The sequence below is a fragment of the Bacillus sp. V3-13 genome, from assembly GCF_002860165.1.
GTDB lineage: Bacteria > Bacillota > Bacilli > Bacillales > Cytobacillaceae > Bacillus_BJ.
Map to the genome: position 1 here is coordinate 1 of NZ_PGUZ01000070.1, position 16,278 is coordinate 16,278.

18 protein-coding genes are annotated in these 16,278 nt (G+C 43.0%); 17 read left to right on the top strand and 1 reads right to left on the bottom strand.

Translation table 11 applies throughout. The features are described 5' to 3' along the window. The first annotated feature begins 114 nt into the window (after positions 1-114). From CU633_RS19940 to CU633_RS19985, 10 genes are all read left to right on the top strand, one after another. A complete protein-coding gene (locus CU633_RS19940; RefSeq protein ID WP_101662309.1) occupies positions 115-1,179 on the top strand; it encodes a helix-turn-helix domain-containing protein in 1,065 nt (354 codons plus the stop codon). Beyond that, positions 1,170-2,675, top strand: coding sequence for a RecQ family ATP-dependent DNA helicase (locus tag CU633_RS19945; protein ID WP_101662310.1), 1,506 nt, complete (start codon positions 1,170-1,172; stop codon positions 2,673-2,675). The genes CU633_RS19940 and CU633_RS19945 overlap by 10 nt, the downstream gene beginning before the upstream one ends. A gap of 16 nt (positions 2,676-2,691) precedes the next feature. Continuing rightward, positions 2,692-3,303 carry a CPBP family intramembrane glutamic endopeptidase gene (locus CU633_RS19950; RefSeq protein WP_101662347.1) on the top strand — a complete coding sequence of 204 codons (612 nt, stop codon included), beginning with the start codon at positions 2,692-2,694 and terminating at the stop codon, positions 3,301-3,303. Further along, positions 3,296-3,985 (top strand): LysM peptidoglycan-binding domain-containing protein, encoded by a 690-nt coding sequence (locus CU633_RS19955; RefSeq protein ID WP_101662311.1) that lies wholly within the window; start codon positions 3,296-3,298, stop codon positions 3,983-3,985. The genes CU633_RS19950 and CU633_RS19955 overlap by 8 nt, the downstream gene beginning before the upstream one ends. A gap of 100 nt (positions 3,986-4,085) precedes the next feature. Then, complete coding sequence (locus CU633_RS19960) at positions 4,086-4,544, top strand: YpbF family protein (protein WP_101662312.1); 459 nt, start codon at positions 4,086-4,088, stop codon at positions 4,542-4,544. A 140-nt stretch (positions 4,545-4,684) separates the two neighbouring features. Then, positions 4,685-5,317, top strand: a complete 633-nt coding sequence (locus CU633_RS19965) for a CBS domain-containing protein (protein ID WP_101662313.1) — start codon at positions 4,685-4,687, stop codon at positions 5,315-5,317. A 157-nt stretch (positions 5,318-5,474) separates the two neighbouring features. Next, positions 5,475-6,239, top strand: a complete 765-nt coding sequence (locus CU633_RS19970) for a metallophosphoesterase (protein ID WP_101662314.1) — start codon at positions 5,475-5,477, stop codon at positions 6,237-6,239. Between the two features lie 102 nt (positions 6,240-6,341). Next, positions 6,342-6,926, top strand: a complete 585-nt coding sequence (locus tag CU633_RS19975; RefSeq protein ID WP_101662315.1) for a genetic competence negative regulator — start codon at positions 6,342-6,344, stop codon at positions 6,924-6,926. A 329-nt stretch (positions 6,927-7,255) separates the two neighbouring features. Then, the gene (locus CU633_RS19980; protein ID WP_101662316.1) at positions 7,256-8,533 is read left to right on the top strand and encodes a Glu/Leu/Phe/Val family dehydrogenase; all 1,278 of its coding nucleotides are present in this window, start codon (positions 7,256-7,258) and stop codon (positions 8,531-8,533) included. Between the two features lie 134 nt (positions 8,534-8,667). Continuing rightward, positions 8,668-9,633 (top strand): YpdA family putative bacillithiol disulfide reductase, encoded by a 966-nt coding sequence (locus CU633_RS19985; RefSeq protein WP_101662317.1) that lies wholly within the window; start codon positions 8,668-8,670, stop codon positions 9,631-9,633. Between the two features lie 36 nt (positions 9,634-9,669). Here the strand turns inward: CU633_RS19985 and CU633_RS19990 are convergent, their stop codons facing one another. Then, positions 9,670-10,641 carry an asparaginase gene (locus CU633_RS19990; RefSeq protein WP_101662318.1) on the bottom strand — a complete coding sequence of 324 codons (972 nt, stop codon included), beginning with the start codon at positions 10,639-10,641 and terminating at the stop codon, positions 9,670-9,672. Positions 10,642-10,755: 114 nt separating this feature from the next. Here CU633_RS19990 and prsW point away from each other — a divergent pair, with 114 nt between their 5' ends. The 7 genes from prsW to CU633_RS20025 all read left to right on the top strand — a co-directional run bounded on the left by prsW (position 10,756) and on the right by CU633_RS20025 (position 16,256). Then, positions 10,756-11,445 carry a glutamic-type intramembrane protease PrsW gene (gene prsW / locus CU633_RS19995; protein ID WP_101662319.1) on the top strand — a complete coding sequence of 230 codons (690 nt, stop codon included), beginning with the start codon at positions 10,756-10,758 and terminating at the stop codon, positions 11,443-11,445. 93 nt (positions 11,446-11,538) lie between these two features. Then, positions 11,539-12,399 (top strand): spore cortex-lytic enzyme, encoded by an 861-nt coding sequence (sleB, locus tag CU633_RS20000; RefSeq protein ID WP_101662320.1) that lies wholly within the window; start codon positions 11,539-11,541, stop codon positions 12,397-12,399. Between the two features lie 13 nt (positions 12,400-12,412). Next, positions 12,413-13,762, top strand: a complete 1,350-nt coding sequence (ypeB, locus tag CU633_RS20005; protein WP_101662321.1) for a germination protein YpeB — start codon at positions 12,413-12,415, stop codon at positions 13,760-13,762. Positions 13,763-13,891: 129 nt separating this feature from the next. Beyond that, positions 13,892-14,551: a flagellar brake protein gene (locus CU633_RS20010; protein WP_101662322.1), complete on the top strand. Its 660-nt coding sequence runs from the start codon at positions 13,892-13,894 to the stop codon at positions 14,549-14,551. A 62-nt stretch (positions 14,552-14,613) separates the two neighbouring features. Next, positions 14,614-14,793, top strand: a complete 180-nt coding sequence (locus tag CU633_RS20015) for a YpfB family protein (RefSeq protein ID WP_101662323.1) — start codon at positions 14,614-14,616, stop codon at positions 14,791-14,793. 204 nt (positions 14,794-14,997) lie between these two features. Continuing rightward, complete coding sequence (gene cmk / locus CU633_RS20020) at positions 14,998-15,672, top strand: (d)CMP kinase (RefSeq protein WP_101662324.1); 675 nt, start codon at positions 14,998-15,000, stop codon at positions 15,670-15,672. 2 nt (positions 15,673-15,674) lie between these two features. Continuing rightward, a complete protein-coding gene (locus CU633_RS20025; protein ID WP_101662325.1) occupies positions 15,675-16,256 on the top strand; it encodes a lysophospholipid acyltransferase family protein in 582 nt (193 codons plus the stop codon). Positions 16,257-16,278 lie beyond the last annotated feature (22 nt).

Sequence of the window (16,278 nt, forward strand, 5' to 3'; positions counted from 1 at the left end):
GACGTGGCGCTCTTAGTCGGCCAGCGCTTGTCGGGGCTGACCAAGGCGCTTGCGCTTTTCTTAATTGAATCCTGATCTACCGTTTATGAAGTGAAAAAGGGAACAGGTGATACCATGTTCAATGCCTATTTAGGAATGATCATATTATATTGTTTAAAGCAAATAAATGGCGAAAGAACCATTTACTCTGTTTATCATCTCTTAAAAGGGAAAAAATCATCCCAGACGATTCAGGATGCGTACCTTTTTAATATAACCGAATTGTTTCAGGCGTTTTCTTTTATCAGCAGAACAGAATTCGATCAGACCGTATTGAACTGTGCGAAAGAGGGCTTGCTTGAGGAGACGGCCCCCCAGCATTATATATTGACAAAAAAAGGCTTGGATTGGCTGGCCCATCGGTTGGAAGAAAAACCGATACCACGCTCTTTGAATGGCTGGAAAAATCATCATCTGACAGATTTGTTCTGGGAACGGCTGTCCATTCTCGTTCAAGTTTGTTCCAATCTGCTTCATCATGAAACAAAGTACATACCGGTACAAAAACGGAAAGAAACGCTTTTTTGGTTAAAGGGCTATTTATCTGCCCATGGGAAAAACAGAGCGGCACTCGCCCGCGAGCTTCACGCTGAATTGACAGCCTGTTTTGAATTAAACCATGAGTCCGACCCTTCGGTCATTGTGTTACGCCTTTCCGGCCATAACCGGGCGGGCTTAACACCGGTACAGGCAGCGATGCAGCTCGGGATTGATTTGGGTCATTACCATCTGCAATTCCTTGGCTTCATTCATTTTTTATTGGATTTACTTCAAAGGGAATCCGACCAGTACAGGCTGCTTCATCCTTTAATTACTGATCTGCACAAAGAGCTGCCGTTAACGAAATCGACAGCGAGAACATTCCAAATGATCAACGAGGGCCGCACTCTTCAAGAAATTGCTGCAATCAGAAGGTTAAAGGAAAGCACCATTGAAGACCATATCGTCGAAATGGCATTAAATATACAGGAATTTGATATTTCCCGATATGTGGACATCGACAAACAAAAGGTGATTCAAAAAGCAGCGGAATTGGCAACTTCCAAACAGTTAAAACAGATTAGAAAATATGCCCCCATGGCGGATTATTTTGAAATTCGCTTAGTAATGGCAAAATTAGGTGGCGACATATGGACTTAGAGGCTTTATTAAAACAATTCTTTGATCATGATGAATTTAGACCGGGACAAAAAGAAACGGTGGAATCGCTTTTGCAAGGAAAGCATACACTGGCGATGCTCCCGACCGGAACAGGGAAATCGTTATGCTATCAGCTTGCCGGCTATGCAAGCGAAGGAGCTGTTTTAATTGTGTCGCCGCTCCTTTCGTTAATGCAGGACCAGGTTGAGCAAATGATGATGCGCGGCGAAAAAAGAGCTGTCGCGATCAATTCATTTTTATCACGCTCAGAAAAGCGGCATGTTTTAAATGGGCTTCATCGCTACAAGTTTATATTTATATCGCCTGAGATGCTGACGGTCGATTTTGTGATTAAAAGGCTTGCCAGCTTGCATGTCTCCCTTTTTGTTATTGATGAGGCCCATTGTATTTCACAATGGGGATACGATTTCCGCCCGGATTATCAAAGACTTGGCGAAATCCGCATCCGCCTCGGCGATCCATTAACATTGGCCCTCACTGCTACAGCAACGAGCGAGGTAAGAAAGGACATCATTCAATCTTTAAAAATAGCAGAAATGAATCAAATCGTCTTTTCGGTTGACAGGCCGAATATTACACTTGCAGCAGAACATGTAGAAGACTTTCGCTTCAAGCAGGAAAGGCTGTTTCATTATGCAACTCTTTTAAAAGGGCCGGGAATTATCTATTTTTCAAGTAAAAGGCTGGCCGAGCAAATGGCGCAATTCCTGCGTGATAAAGGAATAGCCAAAGTAATGCCTTACCACGGCGGAATGGAACAGGAGGATCGAATCCTTGTCCAGCAGCAGTTCCTGCTGGGACAACTTGACATCATTTGTGCAACAAGCGCATTTGGAATGGGAATAAATAAGGATAATATCCGCTTTGTTATTCACTATCATATGCCGATCCAGCTTGAATCATATTTGCAGGAAATAGGCCGGGCCGGAAGAGATGGAAAGGCGAGTGTCGCAATTTTATTATATTCTTCTGGAGATGAGCAGCTCTCCGCCCAGTTGGCTGAAAAGGAGCTGCCTTCCGGGGCGCAGCTGCACAGGCTGGAATCCTGGTTGATTGAAAGCGGCAGGACCGCTCCCGAACACGATTTAAGCGCTGAAGAAATCATCAGGTTCTGTGGTTTTACTGAAATACAATGGCGGATCACCAAAAAGTACCTGCTTGATGGCTTTCACGCCAAGCTGCCACTGAAAGAGACAATTGCCAGGCTCGCCGTTTTTTCAAACGCCCGGGCTAAATTTAAAAGCAGAAAAATTGAAGAAATGAAAAAATGGGTCGATGGACACAGCTGCCGCCGTAAAGCAATATTGGATTATTTTTCCGAAGCCACATCTTTACCTGCAGCAAATTGCTGTGATGCCTGTGGTTTCGACTTGCATCATTTTGAAAATACCATTGAAAATGAAATTCAGCCGAACAAAGAAACAAGTGGAACTGACGAATGGAGAAAGCTTTTGGCTGAAATGTTATTAAAATAAAGTGGGCGAAAAGCACATGAATGACAGGTATAAAGAACTAATAAAACAGTTATCTGCAAAAGAATTGTTGTTTCATTTGTATGGAACGCAAATCTTACTATTAACGATTGCGCTGATTTTAGGTATGATATTATTTGACAGCTTTTCAACATTTTTCGACTTATTTAAATGGTCTGATCCCAATATCCTTTTTGTAGGGGGAATTGCAGGAGTTGGGGTTGTATTGGCTGATATGCTGTTAATGAAGGTTCTCCCTCCTTCCTTTTACGACGATGGAGGACTCAATGAGAAAATTTTCCGCAACGTTAATATAGCACACATTGCCGTCATTTCCGCGGTGGTGGCTGCAGGGGAGGAAATATTGTTCCGGGGAGTTATTCAAACGCATTTCGGCATAATCGTGTCGAGTCTTATTTTTGCTCTTGTACATTACCGTTATTTATTTAATTGGTTTTTGTTTATCAATATTGTGCTGTTAAGCTTCTTGATCGGGTTTGTTTTTTATTGGACAAACAACTTGGCAGTCACCATTTTTATGCATTTTTTAATTGATTTTTTGCTGGGTTTAACGATCAAATATAGAAAAAACGATAACCAGCTTGAACAGGAAGGGATGTTTCATGAATAGAGAAAATCCTTATAGAGATCAGGCGGAACGATTGAGGCAAAAAATCAATCATCCCAAAATGGAAGAATATAATCCAGGCAGTGGATTGCCGCCAAGAAAAGAAATTCACCGCAATAGGCAAAAGAAAAATAAATGGAAGCTGAAATACCCGATTATCCGTCTTCTCGCACTCTTTTTTATTTTGCTGCCGATCTGTATTTTCAGTGCGTATTCATATTTAAACGATAAACCGGGAGGGACAGATAAGAGCGAGGAAGGCAGCGGCTATGATACCATCGATATTGAAGGGTCGAAAGACAAGCCAAACAGTACCGGGCCTGCCGGCAACCTGGATGATAATGTGTTGGAAGAAAATCCGGACCAGCAGCCGCTCATTGTCCCTTCAGCTGAAGCTGCGGTGGCTGCAGGCGGCAATAAAGACGGTGAACAGAGTACCCAACCCGCACCCGCGGCAGAAGCAAACGCTGCAAGCCAACAATCCCAATCCGCTGCGAGTGCTGCGCCAAAAGAACAGGACGCTTCTGTGATATATCATACGGTTGCTCCCGGGGAAACGATGTACCGAATTGCCATGAAGTATTATCAATCACAATCGGGGATTGAAAAGATTAAACAGGCGAACAATATTAAAAACAATGAAATCCAGGTTGGCCAAAAACTTAAAATTCCAATTGAACAGTAGAAATCCCGGTCATATCGCCGGGATTTTTTGTTTTGAACGCAACATATATGCTTGGACAAGTTCATACATTTGTATAAAAGGACATAAGGGAGGGAAAGTGTTGGAAACACCGATCATGATGCTCGACGACAAGACGGATGAGGCCACGAAGCAGATGCTTCAAGGCGTCGTTAAAAGAAAAAGAAAATTTGACAGCTTCAAATTCCGGCATTTAATTGTCATGTGGCTGACCATCTGTTTTGCTTTTCTTTATCTCCTCTATTTGTATGAATCGGTGCTCCAGCCGTATTCATATTCGTTTGCTTCAATGTTTTCCGCCTTTGTCGGCAACTCGGTCAACTTTTACTGCTTAGTGTTTGTGTTCGGAACATATGGCTTGATGAACTTGCTGAGAGAAAAGCGCGACAAGGCTGAAAAAGAATTCCATGCGTTAAGATGTGAAATTATCGATAAGAGCAAGGATTTATGGAAGAAAGAAGACGAATGGAAATCGCGGCATCTTGTTTTTGAAATGATGAAAAAAAATTATGATATTAACTTATATCATGAAAACAAATAACAATGGCGACATTCATATTTTTTTGGGCAATTTTGTGAAAAAATTTGAACAAATCATAAATAAACTGCACAGAAAAAGGGATTTTCCCGCACGTAGAGAATATATAGTTATGTCGAATTTTATTATTAGAGGTGATAAGCATGTTTGTAAAAAGCATCATGATTCCGAAGTATAAATGTTATACGATTCAACACGATGAAAGCGTAAGAAATGCTCTGAATATGCTGGAAGCCCATCAAATTGACGGCCTGCCTGTTCTGAATGGCGATCGTTATGCAGGGATTATTACGAGAGCCTCAATCTATCAAAATTTCTTTATTTCCGGAAAATCAAAAGACGATTTTTTGGAAACCACACTTGTGAAAGATATCGCAACCCACCAGGAGAAGTTTTTAGAAGGCCAGGAAATTTTTGAAACAACTTTATTGCTATTGAAAGATTTTCCCCTTCTCGCAGTTGTCGATGACAAGAGGGAATTTCTTGGGGCAGTCACTAGGTTTGATGTACTGGAACAATTCCAAAGTGCATTTGGCATGAATAAACCGGGCGTAAGAATTGCCTTTACTTCTGTCGAAACAGAAGGACGGATTGCCCGGCTTGCTGAAATCGCCCATCATTTCCATGAACATATTATTTCACTGGTCACCTTTGATGAGACCGATAAGCTTGTCCGCCGAATTGTCATGAAAGTGGAAAAGAAAGATAATATCGATAAATTCGTTAAAAAGCTGGAATCATCAGGATTCCGGATTTTGGATATTGTCGAAGACTAACAAATAGTTTACTTCCAGTTTCAAAAGAAGATCCCTTTTCATACAAACGTATGGAAGGGATTTTTATTATCGCGGATGCTGCTTTTACTGCTTGCCGGCCTTATATGATATGATTTTAGAAATAAAGCAGAATAAGATCGGGTTTTCAGGAGGAATTATGGAATTTATCTGGATTATCGCGGCAGCCGGCGCCGGCTTGCTTTTGTATATGTGGAAAGAGGCTTTTTCGGACAGGGTAATCAAACACGAATTGTCTTTCGCTGATTTTCCAAAAAGCTTTGGGGCTGTAAAAATCTTTTTTATATCGGATATCCACCGCCGTTTCATAACAGATGCGTTAATGAAGAAAGTGGACGATTCCGTTGATATTGTCATCATTGGAGGCGATCTCGCTGAAAAGGGTGTTTCAATAGACCGGATAAAGCAGAATTTAACTAAATTAAAAAAGCTGGGGCCCGTATACTTTGTATGGGGAAATAATGATTACGAGCTCGATCACCACCAGCTTGATGCTGTTTTGCTTGAAACGGGCATAAAAATTTTAGACAATACAGCTGTCCAGTTTGAATCGGCAAACGGTGAAACCATTCAATTGCTTGGCGTTGATGATCCAAGCATTGGACGCGACCGCCTTGATCTTGCTCTCAAGGATGCAGGGGATGATGGCTTTAAAATTCTTGTAAGCCATAACCCGAACATTAGCAGGAAAATAGACGTTCAACACAATATTCGCCTTGTCCTCAGCGGCCACACTCATGGCGGCCAAATCCGCATCCTTGGTTACAGTCCGTATAAAAAAGGAGGAATCAGGGATTTGGAGCAAACGAAGCTATTCGTCAGCAATGGATATGGAACGACCGCTTTACCGCTCCGACTTGGTGCCAAAGCGGAAACGCATCTAATTACTTTAAAAAGCGAGTAACTATAAACATAACCAGCATGAGCCAAGAAGAAACAACTCACCAACCTCCGAATATTTCATAAACTAAAATTAAGAGCTTTGTTCATAGCAGGGGGCATGGTCATGCGCTTAGAACGATTAACAAGCAACAAAATAAAAATATTTTTAACTTCGGACGATTTAACGGAGCGAGGTTTGTCAAAGGAAGATATTTGGCTGGACTCTTTGAAGTGGCATCAGCTTTTTCATGATATGCTTGAGGAAGCAAGCGAAGAGTTTGGGGTTGATTTCCATGGCTCTGTAGCGGTAGAAATTTTTTCGCTTCAGGCCCAGGGAATGATCATGATTGTAACGGTCGAGGAACAAAGCGAGGAAGAAGAATCCCTTAGCGACAGCTTTATTGAAATGCAAGTCATGGCCGAAGACAGTGACAATATTCTCTTTGAATTTGCGGGGATAGAGGTGGTTATTCAGCTCGCAAGCCGTCTTGCTGCCATGAAAATAACCGGCGGAAGCTTATATGCCTTTAATGATTATTATTACTTACTTATGGATGAACGCTCCCTCATAGATGCAAACCAAATCATTCCGATCTTGGCGGAGTATGGAAATCCGTCGTTAATGACGATTCATAGACTGCAGGAATACGGGAAAGAAATTATATTGGAAAAGGCGGTTGAAACGCTTGTCCATTTTTTTGAAAAATGAACAAGCGGGATTCCGCTTTTTCTTTTTACTCATTATTTAACCGGGAGATGGGCACACATAAGTTAACGATCAAACATCATTTATAATACATTTTTTTCAGGGGATCATTTGCTTTGAAAAGCAGATGTTTTTGTTCATGGCTGAGGGGAAAACAGTTGATGGACAGTGCTGAGCAATTCCTTTAAATAATTGATTTGGCAACGCTTTCAATAAATGATCAAAAAATGCCGAAAACTAGGTTTTTCTTCTTGCATAAATCAAGCAAAGGTGTATACTTTTGAATGAAAGCGGACTGTATCCGCAAAAGGATTTCTTTAGGAGGTTTACGAATGGTAGCCGAGAAAGGTACGACACATACAAATGATAAAGACAAGCATGACGTATTAAAGTCAACACAAACTGTCATACATAGAGCTCTTGAAAGGCTTGGATACCCTGAAGAGGTTTATGAATTATTGAAAGAACCGATTCGCATGATGACTGTGAAAATTCCGGTTCGGATGGATGACGGTTCTGTAAAAGTCTTTACTGGCTACCGGGCCCAGCATAATGATGCGGTCGGCCCAACCAAAGGTGGGATACGCTTTCATCCAAATGTAACAGAAACTGAAGTTAAAGCTCTTTCAATTTGGATGAGCTTAAAATGCGGAATTGTTGATTTACCTTATGGCGGTGGAAAGGGCGGAATCATTTGTGATCCGCGGGATATGTCGTTCCGGGAGCTTGAACGTTTAAGCAGGGGATACGTACGGGCAATCAGCCAAATCGTCGGCCCTACAAAAGATATCCCTGCTCCGGATGTGTTTACCAATTCGCAGATCATGGCCTGGATGATGGATGAATACAGCAGGATTGATGAATTTAATTCACCCGGGTTTATTACGGGGAAGCCGCTCGTATTGGGAGGATCACACGGCCGTGAATCAGCTACGGCAAAGGGTGTGACAATCTGTATAAGGGAAGCCGCCAAGAAAAAAGGCATCAAGCTGGAAGGCGCCAGAGTGGTCGTCCAGGGGTTCGGAAATGCCGGAAGTTATCTCTCAAAATTTATGCATGATGCGGGCGCTAAAGTTGTGGGGATTTCTGATGCCTATGGCGGTCTGTACGATCCAAACGGTTTAGATATTGATTATTTGCTCGATCGCCGTGACAGTTTTGGAACAGTGACAAAATTATTTAATAGCACGATAACGAATAAAGAGCTGCTTGAATTGGATTGTGACATTCTTGTTCCGGCTGCCATAGAAAATCAAATCACGGAAGAAAATGCCCATAATATAAGGGCAGGCATTGTTGTTGAAGCAGCAAACGGGCCAACGACATTGGAAGCGACCGAAATTTTAACCGAACGGGGGATTCTCCTTGTCCCCGATGTGCTTGCCTCAGCAGGCGGAGTGACCGTTTCTTATTTTGAGTGGGTTCAGAATAACCAGGGATACTACTGGACAGAAGAAGAAGTGGAAGAAAAATTAGAAAAAGTGATGTGCAAATCGTTTAATAATATTTATGACACAGCACAAAACCGCCGTGTTAATATGCGACTCGCGGCATATATGGTCGGAGTCAGGAAGATGGCGGAAGCATCCCGATTCCGGGGCTGGATTTAAGCTTGCGGCATTAACCCGGCGAAAAACAAGCAATCATTCGATTTGTATAAAATGATAAAATCTCCTATCATGAAAAGATAGGAGATTTTTATGATCCGATGTGCCGAAGTGTTTGTTTTAAGGAGTGAACATAAATGAACAGGGAAGATGCGATTATTGTTGGCGGCGGGCCGTGCGGTTTGGCAGCGGCGATTTCGCTGAAGGAAATCGGAATAAACCCACTCGTTATTGAGAAAGGGAATATTGTCAACGCCATTTACCATTATCCAACCCATCAAACCTTTTTCAGTACAAGCGAAAAATTGGAAATTGGCAATGTGCCATTCATAACTGAAAATTATAAGCCAAAGCGAAATCAGGCCCTTTCTTATTACCGGGAGGTTGTAAAGCGAAAGGAACTGCGCATCAATTCTTTTGAAAAAGTGCTGCAAGTCGATAAACAGAGCGAGCAGGAATTTGTGGTTGAAACGGATAAAGCGGTTTACACAGCTCCTGTTGTCATCGTGGCCACAGGCTATTACGATCATCCCAATTATCTGAATATACCCGGGGAAGAGTTGCCGAAGGTTGCCCATTATTTTAAAGAAGCCCATCCATTTTTTGATAAGGACGTTGCCGTTATCGGCGGCAAAAATTCAAGTGTTGATGCCGCGCTTGAGCTTGTCAAGGCGGGAGCAAGAGTTACTGTTCTATACCGGGGCAGCGAATATTCCCAAAGCATCAAACCATGGATATTGCCGGAATTTGACTCATTGGTCCGCAATGAAAAGATCAAAATGGAATTTGAAGCGCATATAAAGGAAATTACGAAAGATGCTGTCATTTACACGAAAAACGGCCAGGACCATACAATCAAAAACGATTTTGTGTTTGCGATGACAGGTTATCATCCTGACCACAGCTTTTTGACGAAAATGGGCGTTAACGTCGACGAAGAAACAGGCCGGCCACATTTTAACCCGGAAACGATGGAAACCAATGTGAAGGGTATTTTTATTGCAGGTGTCATCGCAGCCGGCAATAATGCAAACGAAATTTTCATTGAAAACGGCCGCTTTCACGGCGACTTGATTGCACAAGCTCTAATCAACAGACGCTAAAAAAGCTGCCCCGCGCACGTTGCGGAGCAGCTTTTTTCAGATCTGAAACATCGCTTCAATCGATTCTTTATCACTGGTATGGGTTAAGCCGATCATCAGCTTGATCCGTGCTTTTTGGCCATTTAATCCATTTGAAAAAATGATTCCGAGCTTCTTCAGGTGCTTGCCGCCCCCTTCATAACCATATACATCCTGGGCGATGCCATTGAAGCAGCGAGACACAAGCACGATCGGAATCCCGCTGCCAAGCAGCTTTTCTATTCCTTCCAGTGTAGCTGGCGGGAGGTTGCCCTGGCCAAGCGCCTCGATCACTAAACCGTCAATATTCATTTCACTGATCGCATGGAGCAGAGTCGAATCCATTCCGGCATATGCTTTTAAAAGAATGACTTGCTTCGAGATATCTTTTATATCGTAGCATTCGCTTCTTGTTGGTGCGTGGTGGAAGAAAACGCCTCTTTTCGTTACCATCCCGATCGGGCCAAACTGAGGGCTTTGAAAAGTGGATATATTACTAGTGTGCGTTTTTGTGACATTTTTGGCCGTATGAATCTCATCATTTAACACGACAAGGACGCCTTTTCCTTTTGCTTCATCACTGGCCGCTGTTTTAATCGACGACATCAAATTGTATAAGCCGTCAGAGCCAATTTCGTTGCTGGACCTCATTGCTCCGGTAATCACAATCGGTACCCTGGCTGTGACAGTGAGTTCAAGAAAATAAGCGGTTTCCTCCAATGTATCTGTGCCATGTGTAATCACGACACCGTCAATTTCTCTTGCAGAACAAGTATTTTCAATTAACTGTTTTAATTGGAGCATCTCTTTTATTGTAATATGGGGGGAAGGAAGGCGAAAAGGCTCCTCAATAATCAGGTTTGCCATGCTCGACAGCGCGGCTGTTTTCTCAATGAGCGGGTTTTTGTCTGCCGGTATCACTGAACCTGCAGCGTCCTCACTCATTGAGATGGTCCCGCCTGTATGAATAACAAGAATATTTTTTTTCATGTTGCTAGCTCCTCCCGCAGTACTTTAATTCTGTTTGTCTAATAGCAAGATTTGATTTTCATTCCTCTAATTACATGATACGATTAAGGAAACAGATTGAAAAGAGGACAGCTCATGCTGGGAATTTTATCTGCCGGGATTGCACCCGGTTTAGCATTGTTAAGCTATTTTTATTTAAAAGACCAATATGAAACTGAGCCTGTTTCAATGGTTTTTAAAACGTTTGTCTTTGGAGCTCTGCTCGTATTTCCGATCATGTTTATCCAATACGTGTTAGAAACAGAGCACCTTATTCAATCGGGATTTGCTTCGGCATTTTTTTCGACAAGCCTGCTTGAAGAATTTTTTAAATGGTTTGTGCTATTCTATACTGTGTATCCGCATGTTCATTTCGATGAACCGTATGATGGAGTTGTTTATGGGGCTTCTGTTTCCCTCGGGTTTGCGACAGCTGAAAATATTATGTATTTAATTGCCAATGGCCTTGAGTATGCGCTTGGCCGCGCCCTTTTACCTGTATCAAGCCATGCCTTGTTCGGGGTCATTATGGGCTATTATATTGGAAAAGGGAAGTTTTCTGCCAACTCGAACAAAAAATGGATTATGTTCTCCCTCTTTATGCCGTTTCTTCTCCATGGAACCTATGATTACATCCTTCTTTCCCGGGATAACTGGGCGGCTTTTATTGTTCCGTTCATGATTTTCCTTTGGTGGCTTGGCCTTCGCAAGGTAAAAATGGCAAGAGCACTAAGCAGCCAGTACGTAAAAACCCAATACGACATTCCAAAAACCCTTCAACCATGATGAAGGGTTTTTTCCTTTTTTGAATAAAAATCCTACCACTACAAAAAATAGGTTCAATACTTAAAATTAGTATTACATCTGGGGGTAACTGTGATGAAAAAGAAGTTATTAACCATTAAGGTATTGATGTCCTTGTCCCTATGTATTCTGATTCCAACGGCCAGCCACGAGCAGAAGGCGGCTGCCTTTACAAATCAAGTAATACAGCATGGGGCTGTAGGGGAAGATGTGATCGAACTGCAATCAAGGCTGCAGTATATCGGTTATTACAACGGTGAAATTGACGGGGTTTTTGGTTGGGGAACATACTGGGCAGTCCGAAACTTCCAATATGAATTCGGGCTTCCGGTCGACGGGCTTGTTGGACAGACAACGAAGAACAAATTAGTAAAAGCGTCCAAGTATAATGAACAGTTTGTTAAGCAGCAAATTAATAAAGGAAATAAATTCTCCCATTATGGCGGGGTAGACCTTAACAAACAAAAGCAGCCCGGGGGCCAGGGAGGCGGACAAGCTCAGCCTCAAGCACCCGCCGGCCAACGTGCACCTGCACCTGCCCAGCCGGCCCGGCCTACGGCAGCCAACGTGCCGAACGGTTTTTCACAAAATGATATCCAGCTGATGGCCAATGCGGTTTATGGTGAAGCGAGGGGAGAACCATATGAAGGGCAGGTTGCGGTCGCAGCAGTTATTTTAAACCGGGTTGAAAGCGCAACATTTCCCAATACTGTTGCCGGCGTCATTTTTGAACCGCGGGCTTTCACGGCTGTAGCGGACGGACAAATCTGGCTGACACCAAACGAACAGGCGAGGAAAGCCGTTCTCGATGCCATTAACGGCTGGGATCCAAGCGAAAATGCCATTTATTACTTTAATCCTGATACGGCAACATCAGGATGGATATGGACAAGGCCGCAAATAAAACAAATCGGAAAACATATTTTCTGTCGTTAGGGGTGAAAAGGATATGTTTAGAAATATATTGATCGGTGTACTCGTCGTAGCAGTAGCAGGGACAGCATTCTGGGGCTATCAGGAGCATCGCGAAAAAAACGCTATCCTGGTTAATTCGGAAAATAACTACCAACGCGCCTTCCATGATTTAACCTATCAGATCGATTTATTGCACGATAAGATTGGCACGACATTAGCGATGAATTCCCGAAATTCATTATCACCGGCTCTTGCAGAAGTGTGGAAAATTACATCTGAAGCACACAGCGATGTCGGGCAGCTTCCGTTGACGATCTTGCCATTTAATAAAACCGAAGAATTTCTTTCACAGATCGGCGACTTCAGCTATCAGACAGCGGTAAGAGACCTGGAAAACGAACCGCTTTCAGATAAAGAGTATGCAGCGTTGAAGAATCTTTATGGCCAATCGGCAGACATCCAGAAGGAACTGAGAAAGGTCCAGCATATGGTTCTTGCAAACAATTTGCGCTGGATGGATGTCGATATGGCGCTTGCCTCAGGAGAAGAGCCTGATGACAATACGATTATTGATGGATTCAAGACAGTTGAAAAAACGGTTGACGGATATTCGGAAACAGATTTTGGGCCTGCCTTTGTCAATATGCAGGAAGATGACAGAAACTTCAACCGCTTGGAAGGCCCGAAGATCAACGAGAAGAAGGCTGCCGAGATCGCCAGAAAATACACAGGCCTGGGCGAGGATGTAAAGGCGGAGGTAACGGAAAACGGTGATGGCTCAGAATTCGGCTTCTACAGCGTTTCAATGGAGGATAGACGGAGCAATCTTGAAGCAAGCATGGATGTAACAAAAAAAGGCGGCCATCCAATCTGGTTTATGGTGAAACGCGATGTTAAGGACCAGAAAATCAGCTTGAACGATGCCAGCAACAACGCGGCCAGGTTTTTGCAGGACAATGGCTTTCAGAATCTTGACCTGTTTGAAAGCGTCCAATATGATAACATTGGTGTCTTTACTTTTGTTACGTACCAGGATGGTGTCAGAGTCTACCCGGACAGCATTAGGGTCCAGGTCGCGATGGATAACGGAAAAATAATCAGTCTCTCTGCCGAGGATTATTTAAGATCACATCAAACAAGGGAAATTCCCGCTCCTGTCCTGACTCAAGAGGAAGCCAGGGCAAAAATTAATCCAAATGTAAAGATTATGGAGAATCGCCTTGCCGTTATTATGAATGACCTCAACCAGGAAGTTCTTTGCTACGAGTTCCTGGGAACTCTGGATAATGATACGTACCGCGTTTACATTAATTCTGAAAGCGGAGTGGAAGAGAAAGTGGAAAAGCTCCATAATGCGGAATCAACCTATGAGGATGTCGTTTAGAGGAAAGTCTGTAAAGGCTTTCCTTTTTTCTCTGTCAAAAATATTTCTTTAAAGTTGGCCGGCTTTCTTATTATAATAAAAATGGAAAGATCATCTTTTCATTCTCCTTATAAGGGAAGTGGGGACAACATGCTAAAGATTGGTGATGTAATTATACTAGAGCCCAGTTATCCGGGCGGTTCAGAAAAGTACAAGTGTAAGCTTGTCGAGCGGTCAGGTGAGGACTTATACATAGATTACCCAATCAATTTGAATACAGGGAAAACGGTATTCCTGCTGGACGGGACACAATTAAAGGCAAGCTTTGTCGCGGAAGAGGGCACTGTCTATTTATTTGACTGCGAAGTGAAAGGAAGGGTTAAGCAAAACATTCCAATGCTGAAATTGAGCTATCCCGGAAAAGAGCATCTTGTAAAAATCCAGCGGAGACAATATGTCCGCATTAAAACTCCGGCAGATGTGGCGGTTCATCCTTTAAACGGAGAATTTCCGCCATTTACGACGATTTCAGATGATATAAGTGCCGGCGGCGCGGCGATACTTTCCGGAAAAGGTGTCAGCTTGTTTGAGGGACAAATGATCCACACTTGGTTCGTGCTGCCGATGCAAAGCGGCGAATACCATTATCTTAATCTCAAAAGCAGGATCGTCAGAATAGCAGCGTCCGGCCCTGACAGAAACAGAATTTCGCTGCAGTTTATCGATATATCCGGCCAGGACAGGCAGCTGCTGCTCCGGTTTATTTTTGAAAGGCAGCTTGCCATGAAGAAAAAAGGTTTGCCTCTATAGAATAATTTATATCAAAGGTTCCGATACTGGAAGAATAGAATATAATTTAGGGGCCGTACAGAATGAAAACATTTGAACGAATTTTGATCAAAATTATCATTGTGCAATTCTTTTTTCTGATCGGAACACAAATTTTTATTCACAGCCTCAATATTCTTCCCGAATTAAAGCAGCTTGCCGAATATGAAGGGGTTAGTGAAAATAACTTTACCAAGCTGATTGAGACTTTTAATGGCGAGTAAAAAGCAGGGACTGCCCTGCTTTTTTGTATATTAAAATTTTAAAAATTCATTGGATGACGATTTAAGAGGAGCGGCTGTTCATCTTATGGTAAAATAGAAGTGATTCATATTTTTATACGATCCGGCGAGGGTTCTATCTTTGTAGATAGTAGAGAGCCCGGTTGTAACTACATATCTGAATGGAACGCTTTTTTAGGAGGAAACATGAACAAACAGATTCGAATTGCGATTGATGGACCTGCAGCGGCAGGAAAAAGCACGGTTGCGAAAATCGTTGCGGAAAGGCTTGCATACCTTTATATAGATACTGGTGCGATGTATCGGGCCCTTACATATAAGGCGATAATCAATGATATTGATTTACATAATGAGAATGCTTTAGTGGATATTCTTCACAACTCGGAAATCGAACTGGTTCCGGAAGCAGGCGGACAGCTGGTCTTTTTGGATGGCAGGGATGTAACAACTGAAATCAGGAAAGATGTTGTCACGAATTCAGTCTCAATTGTTGCGAAGCACCGTGCAGTACGGGAAGAAATGGTCAAGCGGCAACAGAAGTTTGCAGTTGGTGGCGGGGTTGTCATGGATGGTAGGGATATCGGCACCCATGTCATTCCCGATGCCGAGGTGAAGGTGTTTTTGCTGGCGGGCGTAGATCAAAGAGCCGAGCGGCGTCACCAGGAAAATCTGCAAAAGGGATTTCGCTCCGATCTACAAAAATTAAAAGAGGAAATCGCGGCGAGAGATAAGCTGGATTCCGAACGGGAAGTGGCCCCTTTAAAGAAAGCAGAGGACGCTGTGGAGATTGATACAACTTCGCTCACAATCGAAGAGGTTGTTGAGAAAATCATGATGCTGGCCAGCGAAAGGATTGGATGACCATGAATTTATATAGTTTTGCGAAATCGCTAATTTACGGGCTGCTTAAGCCTGTCTATCGTTTTGAAGTGATCGGCAGAGAGCATTTTCCGAAAGAAGGAGGGGTGTTGCTTTGTGCCAATCATATCGACAATCTCGATCCTCCCGTCGTCGGCATCAATGCACCCCGCCCGGTCCATTTTATGGCGAAAGCCGAGGTTTTTTCCGTTCCGATACTGGGAAAGATCCTTCCCCGTGTAAATGCCTTTCCGGTAAAAAGGGGAATGAGTGACAGGGAAGCATTGCGTAAAGGCCTGGCAATTTTAAACGATGGCCATGTTTTAGGATTGTTTCCGGAGGGAACAAGAAGCAAAACAGGGCAATTGGGAAAGGGTTTGGCGGGAGCCGGTTTTTTTGCCCTTCGGTCCGAATCAGCGGTTGTCCCGTGCGCGATAATCGGCCCTTATAAACCTTTCAAACGACTGAAGGTTGTTTACGGCAAGCCGGTCGATTTTACAGAAATGAGAAGAAATAAAGCTTCCGCAGACGAGGCAACCGAATTAATCATGGCGGAGATTCGTAAACTAATTGAAGAGCATAAATAATAGAGGTTCTTACTTGACAAAA